The 21,512-nt window shown below is 71.3% G+C and carries 16 protein-coding genes; 10 read left to right on the top strand and 6 right to left on the bottom strand.

Translation table 11 applies throughout. The features are described from left to right. Positions 1–100 precede the first annotated feature (100 nt). The gene (metH, locus tag J8M51_RS13190; RefSeq protein WP_086760257.1) at positions 101–3,631 is read right to left on the bottom strand and encodes a methionine synthase; all 3,531 of its coding nucleotides are present in this window, start codon (positions 3,629–3,631) and stop codon (positions 101–103) included. Positions 3,632–4,014: 383 nt separating this feature from the next. Here metH and J8M51_RS13195 point away from each other — a divergent pair, with 383 nt between their 5' ends. The 5 genes from J8M51_RS13195 to J8M51_RS13215 all read left to right on the top strand — a co-directional run bounded on the left by J8M51_RS13195 (position 4,015) and on the right by J8M51_RS13215 (position 9,956). Further along, a complete protein-coding gene (locus J8M51_RS13195; protein WP_086760255.1) occupies positions 4,015–4,779 on the top strand; it encodes an IclR family transcriptional regulator in 765 nt (254 codons plus the stop codon). 340 nt (positions 4,780–5,119) lie between these two features. Further along, positions 5,120–5,908, top strand: a complete 789-nt coding sequence (locus J8M51_RS13200) for an MIP/aquaporin family protein (protein ID WP_086760253.1) — start codon at positions 5,120–5,122, stop codon at positions 5,906–5,908. A gap of 100 nt (positions 5,909–6,008) precedes the next feature. Then, a complete protein-coding gene (gene glpK / locus J8M51_RS13205) occupies positions 6,009–7,547 on the top strand; it encodes a glycerol kinase GlpK (protein WP_216589706.1) in 1,539 nt (512 codons plus the stop codon). Positions 7,548–7,593: 46 nt separating this feature from the next. Further along, entirely contained in the window at positions 7,594–9,210 is a 1,617-nt protein-coding gene (locus J8M51_RS13210) for a glycerol-3-phosphate dehydrogenase/oxidase (RefSeq protein WP_086761482.1), read from the top strand. A gap of 173 nt (positions 9,211–9,383) precedes the next feature. Then, the gene (locus J8M51_RS13215) at positions 9,384–9,956 is read left to right on the top strand and encodes an SMI1/KNR4 family protein (RefSeq protein ID WP_086761484.1); all 573 of its coding nucleotides are present in this window, start codon (positions 9,384–9,386) and stop codon (positions 9,954–9,956) included. Here the strand turns inward: J8M51_RS13215 and mtnK are convergent. Genes mtnK through J8M51_RS13235 form a run of 4 tightly spaced genes read right to left on the bottom strand, consistent with a single transcriptional unit; the run spans position 9,942 to position 14,893 of the window. Beyond that, positions 9,942–11,117, bottom strand: coding sequence for an S-methyl-5-thioribose kinase (gene mtnK / locus J8M51_RS13220; RefSeq protein ID WP_086761486.1), 1,176 nt, complete (start codon positions 11,115–11,117; stop codon positions 9,942–9,944). The two genes, J8M51_RS13215 and mtnK, sit on opposite strands and share 15 nt — an antisense overlap. A gap of 42 nt (positions 11,118–11,159) precedes the next feature. Continuing rightward, positions 11,160–12,206 carry an ABC transporter permease gene (locus J8M51_RS13225; RefSeq protein WP_086761488.1) on the bottom strand — a complete coding sequence of 349 codons (1,047 nt, stop codon included), beginning with the start codon at positions 12,204–12,206 and terminating at the stop codon, positions 11,160–11,162. Between the two features lie 31 nt (positions 12,207–12,237). Continuing rightward, the gene (locus J8M51_RS13230; protein ID WP_086761490.1) at positions 12,238–13,797 is read right to left on the bottom strand and encodes a sugar ABC transporter ATP-binding protein; all 1,560 of its coding nucleotides are present in this window, start codon (positions 13,795–13,797) and stop codon (positions 12,238–12,240) included. Further along, positions 13,784–14,893, bottom strand: a complete 1,110-nt coding sequence (locus tag J8M51_RS13235) for a substrate-binding domain-containing protein (RefSeq protein WP_086761492.1) — start codon at positions 14,891–14,893, stop codon at positions 13,784–13,786. Before J8M51_RS13235 ends, J8M51_RS13230 begins: the two co-directional genes overlap by 14 nt. Positions 14,894–15,433: 540 nt before the next feature. Between J8M51_RS13235 and J8M51_RS13240 the strand changes: the two genes are divergently transcribed. From J8M51_RS13240 to mtnB, 3 genes are read left to right on the top strand one after another with little or no spacing between them, the layout of a single operon-like run. Then, entirely contained in the window at positions 15,434–16,042 is a 609-nt protein-coding gene (locus tag J8M51_RS13240) for a 1,2-dihydroxy-3-keto-5-methylthiopentene dioxygenase (RefSeq protein WP_086761494.1), read from the top strand. Next, positions 16,039–16,773, top strand: coding sequence for an acireductone synthase (mtnC, locus tag J8M51_RS13245; RefSeq protein WP_086761496.1), 735 nt, complete (start codon positions 16,039–16,041; stop codon positions 16,771–16,773). Before J8M51_RS13240 ends, mtnC begins: the two co-directional genes overlap by 4 nt. Continuing rightward, the gene (gene mtnB / locus J8M51_RS13250; protein ID WP_086761498.1) at positions 16,770–17,378 is read left to right on the top strand and encodes a methylthioribulose 1-phosphate dehydratase; all 609 of its coding nucleotides are present in this window, start codon (positions 16,770–16,772) and stop codon (positions 17,376–17,378) included. Before mtnC ends, mtnB begins: the two co-directional genes overlap by 4 nt. Positions 17,379–17,442: 64 nt before the next feature. Here the strand turns inward: mtnB and mtnA are convergent, their stop codons facing one another. Continuing rightward, positions 17,443–18,480 (bottom strand): S-methyl-5-thioribose-1-phosphate isomerase, encoded by a 1,038-nt coding sequence (gene mtnA, locus J8M51_RS13255; protein ID WP_086761500.1) that lies wholly within the window; start codon positions 18,478–18,480, stop codon positions 17,443–17,445. A gap of 369 nt (positions 18,481–18,849) precedes the next feature. On the opposite strand from mtnA, the gene J8M51_RS13260 reads away from it, so the two are divergent. Both J8M51_RS13260 and J8M51_RS13265 read left to right on the top strand, forming a co-directional pair. After that, a complete protein-coding gene (locus J8M51_RS13260) occupies positions 18,850–19,926 on the top strand; it encodes a BMP family ABC transporter substrate-binding protein (protein ID WP_267299180.1) in 1,077 nt (358 codons plus the stop codon). Next, a complete protein-coding gene (locus J8M51_RS13265) occupies positions 19,907–21,511 on the top strand; it encodes an ABC transporter ATP-binding protein (RefSeq protein ID WP_086758202.1) in 1,605 nt (534 codons plus the stop codon). The genes J8M51_RS13260 and J8M51_RS13265 overlap by 20 nt, the downstream gene beginning before the upstream one ends. Position 21,512: the final 1 nt, after the last annotated feature.

Genomic DNA, 21,512 nt, shown 5'->3' on the forward strand with positions numbered 1-21,512 from the left:
GCCGGTTCCCGGGTGGGGAACCGGCCTACGGTGGACCGACCAGTGTACGACGCCGCGCGGACGCGCGCCTTTCGGTAGGGCGGAGGCCCTGCTCGGGGCGTTACCGGGCGTTGAAGTACTTGGCCTCGGGGTGATGGATGACGATGGCGTCCGTGGACTGCTCGGGGTGGAGCTGGAACTCCTCGGAGAGCTGTACGCCGATCCGCTCGGGCTCCAGCAGACGGGCGATCTTGGCGCGGTCCTCCAGGTCGGGGCAGGCGCCGTAACCGAGGGAGAAGCGGGCTCCCCGGTACTTCAGCGAGAACATGTCCTCGATGTCGGCCGGATCCTCCCCGGCGAAGCCCAGCTCCGAGCGGACCCGGGCGTGCCAGTACTCGGCGAGGGCCTCGGCCAGCTGCACGGACAGGCCGTGGAGTTCGAGGTAGTCGCGGTAGGCGTTGGCCTCGAAGAGCTTGGCGGTCTCCTCGCCGATGCGGGAGCCGACGGTGACGACCTGCAGACCGACCACGTCGGTCTCGCCGGACTCCTCCGGGCGGAAGAAGTCGGCCAGGCAGAGGCGTCGGCCGCGGCGCTGGCGGGGGAAGGAGAAGCGGGTCCGCTCGTTGCCGTCGTCGTCCAGGATGATCAGGTCGTCGTCCTTGGAGACACAGGGGAAGTAGCCGTAGACGACGGCCGCCTCGAGGAGGTTGTCGGTCTGGAGGCGGTCCAGCAGGCCGCGCAGCCGGGGCCGGCCCTCGGTCTCGACGAGTTCCTCGTAGGTGGGGCCGTCGCCGGCGCGGGCCTGCTTCAGTCCCCACTGGCCCTTGAAGAGGGCGCCTTCGTCGAGCCAGGTCGCGTACTCCTTGAGCTGGATGCCCTTGATGACGCGGGTGCCGCGGAACGGCGGGGTGGGGATCGGGTTGTCGGTGGCGACGTCGGAGCGGACGTGGCCCTCCTCCGGGCGGTCCTCGACGGCGGTGGCGGCCGTGGCCGTGGCGCGGACCCGGCGCTGCCTCAGCTCCGGCAGGGTCGCGCCGGGCACGCCGCGCTTGACGCCGATGAGGGCGTCCATCAGGCGCAGGCCCTCGAAGGCGTCGCGGGCGTAGCGGACCTCGCCCTCGTAGATCTCGTGCAGGTCCTGTTCGACGTAGGCGCGGGTGAGGGCGGCGCCGCCGAGGATGACCGGGTAGTCGGCGGCCAGGCCCCGCTGGTTCAGCTCCTGCAGGTTCTCCTTCATGATCACCGTGGACTTGACCAGCAGGCCGGACATGCCGATGACGTCGGCGCGGTGTTCGGCGGCGGCGTCCAGGATCGCGGAGACGGGCTGCTTGATGCCGAGGTTGACGACGTTGTAGCCGTTGTTGGACAGGATGATGTCGACGAGGTTCTTGCCGATGTCGTGGACGTCGCCGCGGACGGTCGCGAGGACGATGGTGCCCTTGCCCTCGGCGTCCGTCTTCTCCATGTGCGGCTCCAGATGGGCCACCGCGGTCTTCATGACCTCGGCGGACTGGAGCACGAACGGCAGCTGCATCTGGCCCGAGCCGAACAGCTCGCCGACGACCTTCATGCCGTCCAGGAGCGTGTCGTTGACGATGTCGAGGGCGGCGCGGGTCAGCAGGGCCTCGTCGAGGTCGGCCTCCAGGCCGTTCTTCTCGCCGTCGATGATGCGGCGCTTGAGGCGCTCCTCCAGCGGCAGGGCGGCCAGTTCCTCGGCCTTGCCGGCCTTCAGGGACTTGGCGGTGGCGCCCTCGAAGAGCGCCATCAGCTTCTGGAGGGGGTCGTAGCCCTCGGCGCGGCGGTCGTGGATGAGGTCGAGCGCGGTCTGCACCTCCTCCTCGCTGAAGCGGGCGATGGGGAGGATCTTGCTCGCGTGGACGATCGCCGAGTCCAGGCCCGCCTTCGCGCACTCGTCGAGGAAGACCGAGTTGAGGAGGATGCGGGCGGCCGGGTTGAGGCCGAAGGAGATGTTGGACAGGCCGAGGGTGGTCTGGACGTCCGGGCGGCGGCGCTTGAGCTCGCGGATCGCCTCGATGGTGGCGATGCCGTCCCTGCGGGACTCCTCCTGACCGGTGCAGATGGTGAAGGTCAGGGTGTCGATGAGGATGTCGGACTCGTGGATGCCCCAGTTGCCGGTGAGGTCGTCGATGAGCCGCTCGGCGATCTCGACCTTCTTCTCGGGGGTGCGGGCCTGGCCCTCCTCGTCGATGGTCAGCGCGATCAGCGCGGCGCCGTGCTCATGGGCGAGCGCGGTGACCTTGGCGAAGCGGGACTCGGGGCCGTCGCCGTCCTCGTAGTTGACCGAGTTGATGACCGCCCGGCCGCCGAGCTTCTCCAGCCCCGCCTGGATGACGTCGACCTCGGTGGAGTCGAGGACGATGGGCAGGGTGGAGGCGGTGGCGAAGCGGCCGGCGAGTTCGGCCATGTCGGCGACGCCGTCGCGGCCCACGTAGTCGACGCAGAGGTCGAGCATGTGGGCGCCCTCGCGGATCTGGTCGCGGGCCATCTCCACACAGTCGTCCCAGCGGGCCTGGAGCATGGCCTCGCGGAACTTCTTCGAGCCGTTGGCGTTCGTGCGCTCGCCGATCGCCATGTACGAGGTGTCCTGGCGGAACGGGACCGTCTGGTAGAGCGAGGCGGCGCCGGGCTCGGGGCGCGGGTCGCGGGCGGTGGGGGTGAGGTCCCGGACGCGCTCGACGACCTGGCGCAGATGCTCGGGGGTCGTGCCGCAGCAGCCGCCGACGAGGGAGAGGCCGTACTCGCGGACGAAGTTCTCCTGCGCGTCGGCCAGCTCCGGCGCGGTGAGCGGGTAGTGGGCGCCGTCCTTGGTCAGGACCGGCAGGCCCGCGTTCGGCATACAGGAGAGCCGGATGCGGGAGTGGCGGGCCAGATAGCGCAGGTGCTCGCTCATCTCGGCGGGGCCGGTGGCGCAGTTCAGGCCGATCATGTCGATGCCGAGCGGCTCCAGCGCCGTCAGCGCGGCGCCGATCTCGGAGCCCAGCAGCATGGTGCCGGTCGTCTCGACGGTCACCGACACGATCAGGGGGACGTCGTAGCCGGCCGTCTCCATCGCGCGGCGGGCGGCGATGACGGAGGCCTTGGTCTGCAGCAGGTCCTGGGTGGTTTCCACCAGGAGCGCGTCGGCGCCGCCGGCCAGCAGGCCCTCGGCGTTCTGCTGGTAGGCGTCGCGGATGGCGGTGAAGGTGGTGTGCCCGAGGGTGGGCAGTTTGGTGCCGGGGCCGACCGAGCCCAGCACCCAGCGCTGCCGGCCGTCGCGGGCGGCGTACTCGTCGGCGGTCTCCCGGGCGATGCGGGCGCCGGCCTCGGACAGCTCGGCGGTGCGCTCGGGGATGTCGTACTCACCCAGTGCGGTGAGGTTGGCGCCGAAGGTGTTGGTCTCCACGCAGTCGACGCCCGCGTCGAAGTACGCGGCGTGCACCGAGCGGACGATGTCGGGGCGGGTGACGTTCAGGACCTCGTTGCAGCCCTCCAGCTGCTCGAAGTCCTCCAGTGTGGGGTCCTGTGCCTGCAGCATCGTGCCCATCGCGCCGTCCGCGACCACCACACGGGTCGCGAGCGCCTCGCGCAGGGCCTCGGCTCGGGCCCGGCCTGCGGCGGCGGACGAAGGGGACGGATTCGGCAACGAGGCCATGGAGCTGCTCCCTGGGATGCGACGGCTGTCGGCTTTGCGGCCTCCCATGGAAGCCGCACGCCGCCAGGGTAGCCCGGAGCGCCCCGGATGGTCAGAGCAGTCCACGGGACGGACTGGCGTGGCGTGGGCGGCCGAGTGCGGTTTACTCCGACGACGCGACGAACCGCGGACACCGCTTCGGCACCGTGCGGACACCTCTCGCCCACAGGGGCGCCGGGGCGGACACCGGACGGGCACGGGAACGTCACGGGACGGCGCGTGTGGCCGAAAAGCCGGTGACGGCCATTAGCGAGAGGTCGGCAACTCCCGGTAGTGTTCGACATTGCCGAACGGTGGTAGTTCAGTCGCGTACGGCGGCCGAAGGGGACGGAGGCAGGACGGCGATGGCACGGAACATCCAGTCGCTCGAACGGGCGGCCGCGATGCTGCGCCTGCTCGCGGGCGGCGAACGGCGACTCGGCCTGTCGGACATCGCCTCGTCGCTGGGCCTCGCCAAGGGCACCGCCCACGGCATCCTGCGCACGCTCCAGCAGGAGGGGTTCGTCGAGCAGGACGACGCCTCCGGGCGCTATCAGCTGGGGGCGGAGCTGCTGCGGCTCGGGACCACGTACCTGGACGTCCACGAGCTGCGGGCGCGGGCCCTGGTGTGGACGGACGACCTGGCCCGCTCCAGTGGCGAGAGCGTCCACCTGGGGGTGCTGCACCAGCAGGGCGTACTGATCGTGCACCACGTCTTCCGGCCCGACGACAGCCGGCAGGTCCTGGAGATAGGCGCCATGCAGCCGCTGCACTCCACGGCCCTCGGCAAGGTCCTCGCGGCCTACGACCCGGTGGCGCACAGCGAGGTCCTGGAGGGCGAGCGCAAGGCGTTCACCGACCGGACCGTGCACACCCTGGACGACTTCGAGGGCGTCCTCGACATCACCCGCGCGCGCGGGTACGCGGCCGACGTGGAGGAGACCTGGGAGGGCGTGGCGTCCATCGCCGCCCCCATCCACGACCGGCGGCGCATGCCCGTCGGCGCGGTCGGCATCACCGGCGCCGTGGAGCGGCTGTGCCGCGAGGGCGAGCTGCGGTCCGAGCTGATCGCGGCCGTCCGGGACTGCGCCCGCGCGGTGTCGCGGGACCTGGGCGCGGCCCGCTTCTGACGGGCGCCGCCCGGGACGGCGCACCATCTGGCACGGCGGAGGCCGGGACACCTCACGGTGTCCCGGCCTCCGCCGTACGCGCGCGCGTGCCGAGCCCCCTGTCCGCGCGCGTGCGCCACGTGCCCGGACGGGCACCCACGGCAGCCGTACCAAGATCCATCGGCCGTTCGATCAGTAACGATCGCACTTCGCACAACACAGCTCTTGACGCACGTGTAACACCGGAGCAAGACTCCCGTCCATCGGTCGGCATTGTCGAACACCTACCGGCAATACGCGTTAGAGTGTGACAAGCCAAGGGCCGAACCTTTCCCCTGGACGAAGGACAAAGGAGTCGCGGGTGTCCAGCTCCGACATCTTCATCGGCGAGACCATCGGTACCGCCCTGCTCATCCTGCTCGGCGGTGGCGTCTGCGCCGCCGTCACACTGAAGGCCTCCAAGGCCCGTAACGCCGGCTGGCTCGCCATCACCTTCGGGTGGGGTTTCGCCGTTCTGACGGCGGTCTACACCTCCGCGCCGCTCTCCGGCGCCCACCTGAACCCGGCCGTGACCCTCGCGCTCGCGCTGAAGAAGGACGGCATCCCCTGGGGCGACGTCCCCATCTACTGGGGCGGTCAGCTGCTCGGCGCGATGATCGGCGCGGCGCTGGTCTGGGTCGCCTACTACGGCCAGTTCCACGCCCACCTCACCGACCGCGAGATCGTCGGCGAGCCGACCCCCGCCAAGTCGGTCGAGGCCCGGGAGAAGGGCGCCGGCCCCGTGCTCGGCATCTTCTCCACCGGACCCGAGGTCCGTGTCGCCTGGCAGAACGTGGCGACCGAGGTCATCGGCACCATCGTGCTCGTCCTCGCGGTCCTGACCCAGGGCCTGAACGGCGACGGCAAGGGTCTCGGCACCCTCGGCGCCCTGATCACCGCGCTCGTCGTGGTCTCGATCGGTCTGTCCCTCGGTGGCCCGACCGGTTACGCGATCAACCCGGCCCGTGACCTCGGCCCGCGGATCGTGCACGCCCTGCTGCCCCTGCCCAACAAGGGCGGGTCGGACTGGAGCTACGCCTGGGTCCCGGTGGTCGGCCCCCTGATCGGTGCCGCCATCGCCGCAGGCCTCTACAACGTCGCATTCGCCTGAGAAAACCGTTGAGCCGCGGTTCCGCGGGCACCGCTCGCGGAACGCTCAGCACGCGCCGTACGTACAGCCCGTTGACCAGTTGACCTTTCAGGAGCACACCGTGAGCGACGCCCACACCGCCGGCCCCTTCATCGCCGCGATCGACCAGGGCACGACCTCGTCCCGCTGCATCGTCTTCGACCGCGACGGACGCATCGTCTCCGTCGACCAGAAGGAGCACGAGCAGATCTTCCCGAAGCCGGGCTGGGTCGAGCACGACGCCACCGAGATCTGGACGAACGTCCAGGAAGTCGTCGCCGGCGCCATCGAGAAGGCCGGCATCACCCGCGACGACATCAAGGCCATCGGCATCACCAACCAGCGCGAGACCACGCTGCTCTGGGACAAGAACACCGGTGAGCCCGTCCACAACGCCATCGTCTGGCAGGACACCCGCACCGACGCCCTCTGCCGCGAGCTCGGCCGCAACGTCGGCCAGGACCGCTTCCGCCGCGAGACCGGTCTGCCGCTGGCCTCGTACTTCGCCGGCCCCAAGGCCCGCTGGCTGCTGGACAACGTCGAGGGCCTGCGCGAGCGCGCCGAGGCCGGGGACATCCTCTTCGGCACCATGGACACCTGGGTCATCTGGAACCTGACGGGCGGTGTCGACGGCGGCAAGCACTACACCGACGTCACGAACGCCTCCCGCACCCTCCTGATGAACCTGCACACTCTCCAGTGGGACGACAAGATCGCCGAGTCCATCGGCGTCCCGCTGTCGATGCTCCCGGAGATCCGCTCCTCCGCCGAGGTGTACGGCGAGGTCACCGGCGGCCGGCTCGGTGAGCTGCTGGGGGGCATCCCGGTCGCGTCCGCGCTCGGCGACCAGCAGGCGGCCCTGTTCGGCCAGACCTGTTTCGGCGAGGGCGAGGCCAAGTCCACGTACGGAACCGGCACGTTCATGCTGATGAACACCGGTGAGAAGATCATCAACTCCTACAGCGGCCTGCTGACCACGGTCGGCTACCGGATCGGCGACCAGAAGCCGGTCTACGCCCTGGAGGGCTCGATCGCCGTCACCGGTTCGCTGGTGCAGTGGATGCGCGACCAGATGGGCCTGATCTCCACGGCCGCCGAGATCGAGACCCTCGCGCTCTCGGTCGAGGACAACGGCGGCGCGTACTTCGTGCCGGCCTTCTCCGGTCTGTTCGCCCCGTACTGGCGCTCCGACGCCCGCGGTGTGATCGCCGGTCTCACCCGGTACGTCACCAAGGCGCACCTCGCGCGCGCCGTCCTGGAGGCCACCGCCTGGCAGACCCGCGAGATCACCGACGCCATGACCAAGGACTCGGGCGTCGAGCTCGCGGCCCTCAAGGTCGACGGCGGTATGACCTCCAACAACCTGCTGATGCAGACCCTCTCGGACTTCCTGGACGCCCCCGTGGTGCGCCCGATGGTCGCCGAGACCACCTGCCTCGGCGCCGCCTACGCCGCCGGTCTCGCCGTCGGCTTCTGGACCAACACCGACGACCTGCGCGCCAACTGGCGGCGGGCCGCCGAGTGGACCCCCCGCATGGACGCGGAGACCCGCGACCGTGAGTACAAGAGCTGGCTCAAGGCCGTCGAGCGGACCATGGGCTGGATCGAGGACGAGGGCTGAGCGGAACTCTCCGTCCGTCGGCTCTGATGAGGAGTAAGAACCCCTAATGACCAGTCAGACCACCCTGCAGACCCTGCCTGCCCTGGGGACGCGCCCGGCGTCCGGCTCGAACCCGAGCCGTGCCGAGACCCGGGAGCAGCTCTCCAAGGCGTCGTACGACCTCCTCGTGATCGGCGGCGGCATCCTGGGCATCTCCACCGCCTGGCACGCCGCGCAGTCCGGGCTCAGGGTGGCCCTGGTCGACGCCGGCGACTTCGCCGGCGCCACCTCCTCCGCCTCCTCCAAGCTCCTCCACGGCGGTCTGCGCTACTTGCAGACCGGCGCGGTGAAGCTGGTGGCGGAGAACCACTTCGAGCGCCGTGCGGTCTCCCGCCAGGTGGCCCCCCACCTGGCGAACCCGCTCACCTTCTACCTCCCCGTGTACAAGGGCGGGCCGCACGGCGCGGCGAAGCTCGGGGCGGGCGTCTTCGCCTACTCCGCGCTCTCCGCGTTCGGCGACGGCGTCGGCCACCTCCTGTCCCCCGCCAAGGCGGCGCAGGACGTGCCCGAGCTGCGCACCGACAACCTCAAGGCCGTGGCCGTGTACGGCGACGACCAGATGAACGACTCCCGGATGGCCCTGATGACGGTCCGCGCGGCCGTCGAGTCCGGCGCGGTCGTGCTGAACCACGCCGAGGTCACCGGCCTGCGCTTCACCAAGGGCCGGGTCACCGGGGCCGAGCTGCGCGACCGGCTCTCCGACGACGAGTTCGGCGTGAGCGCCCGGCTGGTGCTCAACGCGACGGGGCCGTGGGTGGACCACCTGCGCCGTATGGAGAACCCGGACGCGGCGCCCTCCATCCGTCTCTCCAAGGGCGCGCACCTGGTCCTGAAGCGGACCGCGCCCTGGAAGGCCGCGCTCGCCACCCCCATCGACAAGTACCGCATCACCTTCGCCCTCCCCTGGGAGGACATGCTGCTGCTCGGCACCACCGACGAGGTGTACGAGGGCGACCCGGCGGACGTCGCGGTCACCGAGAAGGACACGGCCCAGATACTCGACGAGGCCGCTTTCTCCATCCGCGACCAGCAGCTCGACCGTGATCTGATCACGTACTCCTTCGCCGGCCTGCGGGTGCTGCCGGGCGGACCGGGCGACACCGCGAAGGCCAAGCGGGAGACGGTCGTCACCGAGGGCCGGGGCGGCATGCTGTCCGTCGCGGGCGGCAAGTGGACGACGTTCCGGCACATCGGCCGCACGATCATGAAGAAGCTGGAGGCGCTCCCCGGCCACCCGCTGGGCGAGGACTTCGAGCCGGTCGCCTCCCTTCCCAAGAAGCTGCCGCTGCCGGGTGTCGCCAACCCCCGCGCGGTCGCCCACCGTCTCCTCGTCGACCGCCCGGCACCCGGCCCCCGCATGGGCGCCGACACCGCCCGGCATCTGGCCACGCACTACGGTTCGCTGGCCTTCGACATCGCCCGCCTCGCCAACGAGAACCCCGAGCTGGCCGAGCGCGTCCACCCCGACGCGCCGGAGATCTGGGCCCAGGTCGTCTACGCCCGTGACACCGAGTGGGCCGAGACCGCCGACGACGTCCTGCGCCGCCGCACGACGCTGACGATACGGGGCCTCGCCACCGACGAGGTCCGCGCCAAGGTCCAGGACCTGCTCGACAAGAAGTGACCGGCTCTCGGTCCGGCCCCACCCCCTGACCGGGGCCGGACCGAGCGGAACGGCCCCCTCCGGGGCGGGACCACGGCAAAGGGGCGGCTCTCCACCGAGGGAGCCGCCCCTTTGCCGTCCTTGCCGTCCTTGCCGTCGGGCCGGTTGTCAGTGCCGGGTGCTTTCATGACCGCATGAACATCGATCACGCCGACCCCGCCGAACTGGCCGCCCTGCGCGCGGCCTTCGCCGTCGACGACGGCGGGGAGTCGGCGCTCGGCTGGCCCGCCGTGCGCGCCTTCGAGGCCGAGCACGGGGTGGTGCTCCCGGAGCCGTACCGGACGTTCGTGGCGGAGATCTCCGACGGCTCGTCCCAGGGGCCGCCCGAGTACGGGCTCGTGGGGCTGGCCGAGGTGCCGGCGGACTGGGGCGGCGACGGCGCCGACCGGGCCCTCGGTGAGCCGTTCCCGCTCACCGCGCCCTGGCTGTGGGAGGAGGACGAGGGCCCGTTCGACGACGAGGACGAGGCCGTCGACAGGGTCTCCGGGCATGGCTCGATCGTGCTCGGCACGGACGGGTGCGCCATGAACTGGCATCTCGTCGTCACCGGGCCCCACCGGGGGCACATATGGCAGGTCACCGATGTGGGTGCCATGCCGTTCGGCGCGGAGTTCGGTCATACGACCTCCGCGCCCGGCTTCGGCGGCTGGGTGGCGCACTGGGCCGCAGGGAAGGAGTGGTTCGACGCCGAGTCAGCCGAGTGGTGAGGCCACGAGGTCGCGTACGGCGTCCGGGGACGTCACCTCGGCCCGCCGCACGATCAGTTCGCGCCCCAGCAGCAGGGCCCGGCGTGACGCCGGGACCGGGTCGGCCAGCGTCGTCAGGTCGGTCAGGTGGGCGAAGCCGATGATGCGGCGGATCAGTTCCGTGCCGGCGAAGCCCAGGGACTCCGTCCAGACGCGGTGCAGGAAGCGGTCCAGGTAGGCGTCGTCGAAGAAGGTGTCGACGCGGGTGGGCCAGAGCCGGCGGAACTCGGACGTGAACGCCTCCCAGGAGAGGCGGAGTTGGTCGCCATGGTCCGACAGCGTGCCGAGGGCGCGGGCCCGCTCCTCCGAGACGAGCGCGTTGGCCCAGTACAGGCCCAGGTCGAAGCCGATGGGACCGACGAAGGAGAACTCTGGGTCGAAGACCCGTACGACGGGGGCGCCCGCGCGCTCGCCGACCATGACGCTGCCCGAGTGGAGGTCACCGTGCAGGAGGGCCTGGGCGCTCGTCATGAAGACATGGCGGAGGTCGGCGACCTCGGTGCGGAGCACGGCGTCCGCGCGGAACGCGGCGGCCAGGTCGTCCAAGCCGGGGTGCCAGTGGTTGTGCTCGTGCTCGATGTACGGCTCGGAGAGGACGACGTCCTCGGTGATCTCGCACAGCTCGGGGTTGACCGAGGCGGCGAGCAGGGCCTTGCGGTCGGCGGAGGTCATGCCGAAGTCGCTGGTGGCGAAGGAGAGCCGGGCGACAAGACGGCCGATCTGCGCCGAGGTGTGCGGGCCGTAGGAGGCGCCCTCGTTGAGGAGGGTGCGCAGGACCTCCAGGTCGGAGAGGTCCTCCATGACCAGCGCGAAGTTCTCGGGGTCGTAGCCGTGGATCGCGGGGATCTCGTCGGGGGCGACCTTCCCCAACTGCTCGTACGCGCGGGCCTCGGCGTCCGCCCGCTCGGGGCTCAGCGGCCAGGAGGGCCCGGCGACCCGGACCCAGGGCAGCGCCTGCTTGAGGGCGAGACTCCGGGTGCCGGCCGCGTTCGAGGCGAGGAAGACGCGGTTGACGTTGCCGTCCGACACCTCGCGGACGGTGATGTCGTCCACGTCCTCCCAGTGTCCCCGCTCGCGCAGATACGCGGGGATGTCGTCGGTCTCCAGAATGCGGTAGCCCATGGTCGGTGAACTCCCTCGTACGGCTGATGCGGTTGATGCGGCTTATGGGGTGCGGCGCTTGGACAAGGTGAAGCTGAAGACGAGGGCGAGGATGAGGACCACGCCCTCGACGACGTCCTGGGTGTAGTACGGCAGCCCCTTGATGGTGAGGCCGGTGGTGATGATGCCGATGAGCACCGCGCCGAGGGCGGTGCCCCACACGTTCGGGCGTCCGCGTCCGAGGACCGAGGTGCCGACGAGGGCGACCGCGACGGCCTCCAGGAGCTGGGAGGTGCCGGCGGACACGTCGCCCTGGCCGATGCGGGAGGCCAGGATCAGGCCGCCGACGGAGGCGAGGACGCCGGAGAGGACGTAGGCCAGCGCCCGGTACGCGCCGACGCGGATGCCGGCCAGGCGGGAGGCCTCGGGGTTGGCGCCGATGGCGTAGAAGATGCGGCCCCAGCGGGTGCGGGCCAGGAACACCCAGGCGGCGACCGTCAGCGCGCCGAAGATCAGTACGGAGATGGGGATACCGAGGACCGTGCCCCGGTCGATCTTCAGAAAGCCGTCGGTGAACTTGCCGGGGGCGGTGGTGCCGTCCTCCAGGGTCATGCCGGGGGTGATCGACTGGCCGTCGACCAGGATCAGTTTGGTGCCCTGGATGACGAACATGGTGCCGAGGGTGGCCAGCATGTCGGGGATCTTCATCACCACGATCAGCAGGGCGTTGAGGAGGCCCGCGAGGGCGCCCGCCGCGAGGACGGCGAGGATCGCGACCGTGCCGATCTGGTTGTGGACGACCATCGTGTGCGCGGCGACCGAGACACCGAGGCCGGCCACCGCACCGACAGACATGTCCATGCCGCCGACGGCCATGGTGAGGGTGACACCGAGGCCGAGGATGGCGGCGACGGAGACATAGCGGAGGGTGTCCAGGAGGGTCGCCGACTCACGGAAGGAGCCCTCGGTCAGCGCGAAGTAGGCGAAGAGCGCGACCGTGACGAAGATGAAGCCGTACTTGATGACGGCGTTCTGGACGCGTACGCCGGTGGACGGGCCGGACGGGGTGGCCGCCTTCGCCACGGGCGCGGTGCTCTGGGTGGTGGTCATGGAAGCGCTTCCTCAGGGGGCCGGGCCGGGGTCACACGGACGCCGAGATGGTCTGGATGACGCGGTCGCGTTCCGCGTCCTCGCCGTACGCGTCGAGGTGGATCTCCCCGGCGGCGAGCACGACGACCCGGTCGGCGACCTCCAGGACCTCGTCGACGTCGGCGGACAGGACGAGGACGGCGGCGCCCTCGGCGGCGAGCGCGCGGGCGCGGCGGCCGATGTCGCGCCGGGCGCCGATGTCCACGCCTCGGAACGGCTCGTCCAGGATGAGGACGCGGGGGGTCTCGGCGAGCCAGCGGCCGACGACCACCTTCTGCTGGTTGCCGCCGGAGAGTTCCTCGACGGCGCTGTGCTCGTCGCGGGTGACGACCCCGAGGGCGTCGATGGTGTCGCGGCCGAGGGCGTTCTCCCGGGCCGTGTTCAGCAGGCCCAGCCGGGACAGGGACTTCAGGAACGGCAGGGAGATGTTCTGGGCCACGGACCAGCCGGGGACGAGGGCGTCGGAGTGCCGGTCCTCGGGGACGAGGTGGACGCCGCCGCGGATGGCGTCGGCGGGGCGGCGGGGCGCGTACGCCCGACCGTCCAGCTCGACCGTGCCGGTGGTGAAGGGTTCGGCGCCGAAGAGGCCGCGAGCCAGTTCGGTCTTGCCGGCGCCCAGCAGGCCGACGACGCCGGTGACTTCGCCGGTGCGGAGGTCGAGGTCGAGGGGCGCGCGGCCCTCGAAGAGACGCACCCCGCGCAGGGAGAGGACCACGTCGCCCTGGTCGCCCTCGCGGACCGGGCGGGCGGTGGTGGTCTCCTGGGCCTGGGCGAGCATCGCGCGCAGGGCGGCGTCCCAGTCGAAGGGGCGGGCCTGGTCCTCGGTGAGACGGCCGTCCCGCAATACGACCAGACGGTCGGCCAGTGCGTCGATCTCGCCGAGGCGGTGGGAGACGTAGAGGACCGCGATGCCGTCCGCCCGCATCCGCTCGACCAGCGCGAACAGGCGCTCGGCCTCGGCGGCGGAGAGCGCGGAGGTCGGCTCGTCGAGGATGAGCAGCCGGGGGCGGGTGGCGAGCGCGCGGGCCAGGATCAGCAACTGGCGGTCGGAGATGCCGAGTTCGGTGACATCCCGCTTGAGGACCGCGTCGGACCAGTCGAGGCCGAGGCCGGCCTGGATCTCCCGGGCGCGGGCGAGCAGCTTGCCGCCGTTGAGGAACGGGTTGCCGCGGCGCTGCGCCAGCTCCTCGAAGACCAGGTTCTCGGCGACGGTGAGGCCGGGGACGACGCCCTCACCGATGCGCTGGTGGACGGTCTGGATGCCCAACTGCCGGGCGGCCAGCGGCGACTGGAGAGCCGCGGGCTCCCCCGCGACCCGCACCTCACCGCCGTGGTCCGTGTGCACACCCGACAGGATCTTGATGAGGGTGGACTTGCCGGCGCCGTTCGCACCGAGCAGCGCGACCACGCTGCCCGGTGCGATGTCCAGCGAGACGGAGGCGAGCACCGTCCTGCCGCCGAAGGCCATGCTGACGTCGGTCAGGCTGACGGCTGCCGCTGTCTGCGGCTCCTCCGCCGCCCGGCCGTTGTCGGCGGTGTCAGTGGGCGACATTCGAGATCCAGTCGGCGGTCGAGACCTGCGACAGGTTCAGCGCGGGCAGCGCCTCGCGCAGCTGGTCCATGTTCTCGATCTTCTTCTCGCGCAGGAAGTCCTGGGTGATGGCGACGGCCGGGAACTCCACGGAGGTCTTGTTCAGCTGTCCGGCCAGCTCCAGCGCGGTCGTCCGGACCACGGCGGCACCCACGGCGGACGGGTCGGTGCCCGCGGTGGCGACCCAGGGGCTGTCCTTGGCGGTGATGGCCTGGATGTCGGCGTTGGAGACATCGGCGCCGAAGACCTTCACCTTGTCCTGGAGCTTCTTGTTCTGCACGGCGAGGACGGTGCCCTTGGCCAGCTCGTCGTAGGGGGCGAAGACGCCCGCGACGTCGGAGTTCTGGGTGAGGGCGGCGGAGACGAGGGGAACGTTGTCGGTGGCCGTGGAGTCGGTGACCTTGCCGACCTTGAACGCCTGCTTCCAGCCCTGGGCGTCGACGGTGGACTTCCAGACGGTGTCGCGCTTGTCGAGGGCCGCGTAGCCGGCGACGTTGACGTAGCCGACCTTGGCGTCCTTGCCGATCTCCTTCGCCATCACGTCGAGGACGGCCTGGGCCATGCTCGCGTCGTTCTGCTTGGTGGAGACGACGCCCTTCGTGTCGGTCTCGACGTCGTAGACGACGACCTTGACGCCCTTCTTCACGGCCTTGTCGATCTCCGGCTGGATCGTCGCCGGGAAGCCGTGGTCGATGATGATCGCCTTGGCGCCGGAGTTGATGGCCGAGGACAGGTCGGTGGCCTGCTTGGCGTTGTCGGCCTGGGCGTCGTACACGGTCAGGTCGATGCCGAGGGCCTTGGCCTGCGCCTTCGCGCCGTTGCCCCACTGCTCGAAGTAGTCGCCGGCGCCGCTCTGTCTGACCAGCGCGACCTTGACTGCCCCGTCGGCGAAGGGGGCGGGCTTCTCGCCGGTGGCGGCCGAGGCCTTGGCGGCGGTGTCGCCGGTGTCCTTCGAGGCGTCGGTGGACTGGGCGCAGGCCGACAGCAGCAGGGCCGAGGCGGAGGCGAGGGAGAGCGCGGCGAGCGGGAGGCGGGTACGGCGGGACGAGCGGGACATGACGGCTCCAGGTGCGGTGTGGTGCGAAGGAAAGAAGGGAGGGAGTACTCGACCCGGAGCGGGGGCGGAAACGCGCCACCGTGCGGTGCACGGCGAGCGCCCGGGACGGCAGAGCGCGTCAGGGCGCGTCGGGGCTCCGGCAGTGGTCAGCGACAGCTGGCCGTGGTCGACCGGAGCAGGTCCACGTACAGCCGCCGCACGAGCAGCAGCGTCTTCATACACAGATCATGAGAACGATTTCAGCCATGCGTCAAAGCAATGAGAGCGGTTTCTCACCAGGTGAGACAGCGACTACGTCACACATGTCCGTACATGGACCGGCGTTACCATCGCGGTACCGGCACCCGACCGGCACGACAGTGAGGCCCCGATGACGACATCCGACGCGACGGCGCAGCGTATGCCCGGCATGCGCCGCTGTCCCGGCGCGCTGTGTCGCGGCTGACCGGCCGCCCGTCCCTCACGTTGCTCCGCTTCCCCGCCGTCCGGGTGCTCGTCCCGGTATCCGGACATCCCTTCCAGAATCCTGGAGTTGCTCCCATGACCCTGCTGACCACCTGGCCCGAGTCCGGACCGGAGACCGTGGTGCGTCGTACCTCCGACCCCGTGGAGATCGCCGCCGCGCTGGCGCCGCTCGGGGTGCGCTACGAGCAGTGGCCGATCCGCGAGGACGTGCCGTTCGACGCGGGCAGCGAGACCGTGTTCGCCGCGTACGGACCGGAGATCGAGCGGCTCAACGCCGAGGAGGGCTTCACCACGGTCGACGTCCTCGGGCTGCACCCGAGCGACGATCCCGAGTTCCCGGTGAAGGCGAAGGCCGCCCGCGAGAAGTTCCTCCAGGAGCACACCCACGACGACGATGACGAGGTGCGCTTCTTCGTCTCCGGCTCCGGCATCTTCTACCTCCACGTCGACGGCGAGGTGCACGCCGTCTACTGCGAGAAGGGCGACCTGCTGGGTGTACCGCGCGGGACGACGCACTGGTTCGACATGGGCACCAGCCCCTCCTTCACGGCGATCCGGTTCTTCCACGAGGAGGACGGCTGGATCGGCAGCTTCACCGGCTCCACCATCGCCTCCCGCTTCCCGGACTACGACACGATCGACGCCGGGTACCAGCAGGACAAGCAGGACAAGGCAGCGGTGTGAGCCAGGTCTTCGACAGCGGCTCCATCGACTCCGTGGTGCTCGACATCGAGGGCACCACGAGCGCCACGGGGTTCGTCGTGGACGTGCTCTACCCGTACTCCCGCTCCCGTTTCGCGGCGCTGCTCGCGGAACGGGGTGACGATCCTGAGGTGGCGCGGGCTGTCGCCCAGGTACGCGAGCTCATCGACGAGCCGGACGCCGACGCCGCGCGGGTCGAGAAGGCGCTCCACGCGTGGCTCGACGAGGACCGCAAGGCGACGCCGCTGAAGACCCTCCAGGGCCTCATCTGGTCCGAGGGCTTCGCCCGGGGCGACCTCGTCTCCCACTTCTACGACGACGTCCTGCCGGCCCTGCGCGCCTGGCACACGGCGGGCGTACGCCTGCACGTGTACTCCTCGGGTTCCGTGGCCGCGCAGCGCGCCTGGTTCCGGTCGAGCCCCGAGGGCGATCTGCTGCCGCTGGTCGAGGGGTTGTACGACACGGAGAACGCGGGGCCGAAGCAGGAGGCGGAGTCGTACCGCGTGATCGCGACGGCGCTGGGTCTCGCCGCGACGCCCGAGCGCATCCTCTTCCTCTCCGACCGGCCCGGTGAACTGGACGCGGCGCGGGAGGCCGGCTGGCACGCCGTCGGTGTCCGGCGGCCCGGGGAGCCGTACTACGAGCAAGGCGTCGGCGACCACGCGCAGGCGGGGACGTTCGACGAGATCACCATCATCAGGAGCACGACGTGACCACAGAGATCTCTTCCCTCGACCTGGAGGAGGCGGGCGCCGTCCTGGCCGCCGAGTCGGCCCGCTTCGCCTCCTTCGGCTGGATGCGCGGCACCTCGGGGAACCTGTCGGTGGTGCTGTCCCGCGATCCGCTGCGGCTGGCGGTGACGGCGAGCGGACACGACAAGGGTGAACTGACGCCCGCGGACGTGGTGTTGGTGGACGGCGACGGTGCCGCGGTCCAGGGCGGCAGGCCGTCCGCCGAGGCCGAGCTGCACGCGCGCGTCGCCGCGCTGACCGGGGCGGGTGCGGTCGTCCACGTCCACACGGTCGCGTCCGTGGCGATGGGGCGCCGTGAGCCCGGGGGCATCGTGTTCAGGGACCTGGAGATGCTCAAGGGCGTCGGCCAGCCCGCCCACGACGTCGAGGTCACCCTCCCCGTCATCACCAACAGCCAGGACATGAAGGAGCTGGGCGACCGTCTGGAGGCCGCCCGCGACCCCCGTATGCCGGCGGTGGTCGTCGCCGGCCACGGCCTGTACGTCTGGGGCGACACCCCTCGCCAGGCCCGTCATCACACCGAAGTGGTGGAGTGGCTGCTGGAGTTGGAGCTGTCCCAGCGCTGACGGAACGTCACAGGGCGGCCCGGTCACGGTGACCGGGCCGCCCTGTCGTCGAGTCAGGTACGGGTCACGCCTGGCGCAGGCGCTCGCCGGGCAGTTCGCCCGCCGAGACCTCCAGCACGCCCCGCTCGGTGACCAGGCCCGTCACCAGGCGGCCCGGTGTCACGTCGAACGCCGGGTTGTGGCCCCGGGACTCGGCGGGTGCCGTGCGGACGCCGCTCCATTCCAACACCTCGTCCTCGCCCCGGAGTTCGATGTGGATGTCGGCGCCGGAGAGGGTGGCGAGGTCGACCGTGGTGGTGGGGGCGGCGACCATGAAGGGGATGCCGGCGTCGGCGCAGGCGAGGGCGACACCGACCGTGCCGACCTTGTTGGCCGTGTCGCCGTTGGCCGCGATGCGGTCGGCGCCCACGATCGCCGCGTCGACCTCACCGCGCAGGATCGTGCCGGCGGCGGCGCCGTCCACCTGGACGTGGTGCGGGATGCCCTCCTGGACCAACTCCCAGGCGGTCAGCCGGGATCCCTGGAGGAGGGGACGGGTCTCGTCGGCGTAGACGACTTCGAGGAGCCCCCGCGCGTGGAGTTCGCGGATGACGCCAAGTGCCGTTCCCCATCCGGCGGTTGCCAGCGCGCCCGTGTTGCAGTGGGTCAGCACCCGCAGCGGACGGTCGACGCCCACCCGCTTCAGCAGCCAGTCGGCGCCGAACACCCCCATGGCCCGGTTCGCCTCGACGTCCTCGCGCTGGACGGCGGCGGCCTCCTCCAGCACCGCGTCCAGCCCCTCGTCGAAGCGGGTCATGACCCGGTCGACACACACCATCAGGTTCACGGCGGTGGGGCGCGCCGCACGGACACGGGCGACGGCGGCCCGTGTCTCCTCGGCCGACCAGCCCTCCCGCTCGCCCTGAAGGAGCGCGAGGGCCACCCCGTACCCGCCCGCCGCCCCGATCGCGGGAGCGCCCCGGACGACGAGGCGCTGGATCGCGGAGACCAGGGAGTCGACGTCGCGGATCTCGACCGTCTCGGTGCGGTGCGGCAGGACCGTCTGGTCGATGAGCGCGACGCTGTTTCCGGTCCAGTCGACGGCGCGCAGTTCCTGGGGCATGGCGGGGTACTCCTGGGGTTCCGAAGGTGCCCGACACCGTACATGACCTCGGAGAACGGCCGGGAACCACAGTTCGAGACGGCGGGGCACCCGTCCGGAGAGCGGTGTTACAGTCCAGCCCCGCCCGCAGCCCGTAGGCCGATGTGAAGGAGGAACCGTGCTGCTCACCATGCGCCGTTTCCTCGACCACGGCCGCTGCGCGAGCGACGGCTGTCGCCGCTGATCCCGGTCCCCCGGACCGCTTCGGCGCCCCGCCGCCCTCCCCCACACGGATCCACACCCGCTCCGCCTCCACCTCGTCCGCCTCCTCAGGGCTCGTCAGCGTCGACGGTCCCGGCCCTTGCCGCACCCTCCGGAAGGTCGCCCCCGATGTCCCGCAGTGCCCGCCCCACCCGTAGATCCCGCCGCTCCCTGCGACTCGCCGCCCTCGCCACCGGCACCGTCCTGCTGGCCACCGCCTGCAACGCGGCCGCGAAGAAGGACGGTTCCGCCGACGACGCCGGCGCGAGCGGTGGCAGCGGCAAGAGCTTCACGCTCGTCACCCCGGACGCCGTCGGCCAGAACGAGTTCCTGAAGAACGCCGTCACCGGTGTGAAGGCGGCGGCGAAGGAGCACGACGGCTCGCAGAAGGTCTACGAGTCCACGGACACCTCCTCGCAGCAGCAGAACGTGCAGGCCGCGGTGGACGAGCGGCCGGATGTGATCGTGCTGGTGGGCTTCGAGTTCGCGGACCTGGTCGCCCAGCAGGCCGAGGCCCACCCGAAGCAGCGGTTCCTGCTGGTGGACGCGTGCACGGAGAAGACGTTCGAGAACGTGTCGTGCGCGGTGTTCCGGGAGCACGAGGGTGTCTTCCTCGCGGGCGCGGAGGCGGGCCTGCTGAGCGAGAGCGGCAAGGTGGGTGCCGTGGACGTGCTGGACACGCCCCAGTTCCGCCGCTTCAGCGACCCGTTCGCGGCCGGTGCCCAGCATGTCGCCGCCAAGACGCAGACCTCGACCCGGTTCGTCGGCGGCCAGTCCCCGTTCGACGACTCCGCCCGCGCCAAGGAGCAGGCCGGCTCGCTGCTCGCCAAGGGCTACGACCAGCTGATGGCCGCCGCCGCGGCCGGCAACTACGGCGTGTTCGAGGCGGCGAAGGCCAAGGGCGCGTTCGCGTACGGCGTGGACGTCAACCAGTGCCCGTCGGCGCCGGGCACGGTCGTCGACAACGTCGTCAAGCGCACGGACGTCGCGGTGGAGAAGGGCATCGAGCGGGTCCTCGACGGAAAGACGGGCACGGTCTCATACGGCCTCAAGGAGGGCGGCATCACCCTCACCGGTCTGGAGGACGGCGTGGACTCGTCGCAGTGCGTCATCGCCGACCACAAGGACGTGCTGAAGAAGGTCGAGGCGCTGCGCGACCTGATCGTGTCGGGAGAGCTGAAGGTCGATGACCCCGCGGCCGCCTGACGGACCGGCGGAGGCCGCGGCGTCCGGTGGTGACACCCCGGACACCCCGGACACCCCGGACACCCCGCCCGCCGTCGAACTCCTCGGCATCACCAAGCAATACCCCGGCACCCTCGCCAACGACGCGGTCGACCTGACCGTCCGCCCCGGCGAGATCCACGCGCTCATGGGCGAGAACGGCGCGGGCAAGTCGACGCTGATGTCCGTCCTGTACGGCATGGAACGCCCGGACGCCGGCACGATCCGCGTCGACGGGCGCGAGGTGTCCTTCGCCGGGCCGTCCGACGCGATGGCCGCCGGGCTCGGCATGGTCCACCAGAGCTTCAAGCTGTTCGACTCGCTGACGGTCGCCGAGAACGTGGTGTACGCCGCCGAGCCGCGCCGCTTCGGCCTGGTGGACCGGGCCGCGGCCCGCCGCCGGGTCCGTGAACTCGGCGCGGAGCACGGCCTGCCGGTGGACCCCGACGCCCGGGTCGGCGCGCTGCCGGTCGGGCTGCGGCAGCGTGTGGAGATCCTCAAGCTCCTGCACCGCGGCGCCCGCGTCCTCATCCTCGACGAGCCGACCGCCGTGCTGACGCCCGCCGAGGCCGACGCCCTGTTCGCGGTGCTCAAGTCGCTGGCGGCGCGGGGCCGTACGGTGATCCTCGTCACCCACAAGCTGCGCGAGGTGCTGGAGGGCAGCGACCGGGTGACCGTCCTGCGGGACGGCCGGGTGGTGGCCCGGCTGCGGACCGCCGACACCACCGCCGACGCGATCGCGGCGGCGATGACGGGCCGCGAGGTCGAGCTGGACCGCGTCCACGCGACCGGCACGCCCGGGGAGGTGATCCTGGACGTCGACGGCCTCACCACCGACGGGGTCCGCGAGGTCGCGCTCACCGTCCGCGCCGGGGAGATCGTCGGCATCGCGGGGGTCGCCGGAAACGGCCAGGGCGAACTGGTCGAGGCCCTCGCCGGGCTGCGCCCGGTCGCCTCGGGCCGGGTCCGGCTGCGCGGCGAGGACATCACGCACGCCTCGGCGACCGAGCGGCGCGCCCGGGGCGTCGCGTACGTCCCGGAGGACCGGCACGCCGTGGGGACGGCGCCGGCGGCGTCCGTGGCGGAGAACCTGGCGATGGGCCATCACCGGACGTCCCTGTCGGCCGGGTCCCGGCTCGGCCTGCTCCCACCCGCCGCCGTACGGGACCACGCGCGGCGGCTGATCGAGCGGTTCGGCGTCAAGGCGTCGAGCCCGGACGTGCCCGCGTCGGCGCTCTCCGGCGGCAATCTGCAGAAGCTGCTGATCGGGCGTGAACTCGCCCACGAGGCCCCGCTGTTGCTCGTCGAGCAGCCGACGCGCGGCGTCGACATCGGCGCCGTCCAGAACATCCACGACCAACTCGTCGCCCACCGCGACGCCGGTCACGCCGTCCTCCTCGTCTCCGCCGAACTCAGCGAGATCCGGGGCCTGTCGGACCGCGTGCTGGTCATGTACGAGGGCCGGGTGACCGCCGCGTACGACAAGGCCGACGCGGACGAGGGCGTGCTCGGGCTCGCGATGGCCGGCGGCGGCAGCGGCCCGGCACCGGTGGAGGCCGGGAACTGAC

This window comes from Streptomyces griseiscabiei, from assembly GCF_020010925.1.
Taxonomy (GTDB): domain Bacteria; phylum Actinomycetota; class Actinomycetes; order Streptomycetales; family Streptomycetaceae; genus Streptomyces; species Streptomyces griseiscabiei.

Coding starts and splice junctions, on each gene's coding strand:
- metH (WP_086760257.1), bottom strand. CDS start 3,631: ATGGCCTCGTTGCCGAATCCGTCCCCTTCGTCCGCCGCCGCAGGCCGG.
- J8M51_RS13195 (WP_086760255.1), top strand. CDS start 4,015: ATGGCACGGAACATCCAGTCGCTCGAACGGGCGGCCGCGATGCTGCGC.
- J8M51_RS13210 (WP_086761482.1), top strand. CDS start 7,594: ATGACCAGTCAGACCACCCTGCAGACCCTGCCTGCCCTGGGGACGCGC.
- J8M51_RS13215 (WP_086761484.1), top strand. CDS start 9,384: ATGAACATCGATCACGCCGACCCCGCCGAACTGGCCGCCCTGCGCGCG.
- mtnK (WP_086761486.1), bottom strand. CDS start 11,117: ATGGGCTACCGCATTCTGGAGACCGACGACATCCCCGCGTATCTGCGC.
- J8M51_RS13225 (WP_086761488.1), bottom strand. CDS start 12,206: ATGACCACCACCCAGAGCACCGCGCCCGTGGCGAAGGCGGCCACCCCG.
- J8M51_RS13230 (WP_086761490.1), bottom strand. CDS start 13,797: ATGTCGCCCACTGACACCGCCGACAACGGCCGGGCGGCGGAGGAGCCG.
- J8M51_RS13235 (WP_086761492.1), bottom strand. CDS start 14,893: ATGTCCCGCTCGTCCCGCCGTACCCGCCTCCCGCTCGCCGCGCTCTCC.
- J8M51_RS13240 (WP_086761494.1), top strand. CDS start 15,434: ATGACCCTGCTGACCACCTGGCCCGAGTCCGGACCGGAGACCGTGGTG.
- mtnA (WP_086761500.1), bottom strand. CDS start 18,480: ATGCCCCAGGAACTGCGCGCCGTCGACTGGACCGGAAACAGCGTCGCG.
- J8M51_RS13260 (WP_267299180.1), top strand. CDS start 18,850: ATGTCCCGCAGTGCCCGCCCCACCCGTAGATCCCGCCGCTCCCTGCGA.
- J8M51_RS13265 (WP_086758202.1), top strand. CDS start 19,907: ATGACCCCGCGGCCGCCTGACGGACCGGCGGAGGCCGCGGCGTCCGGT.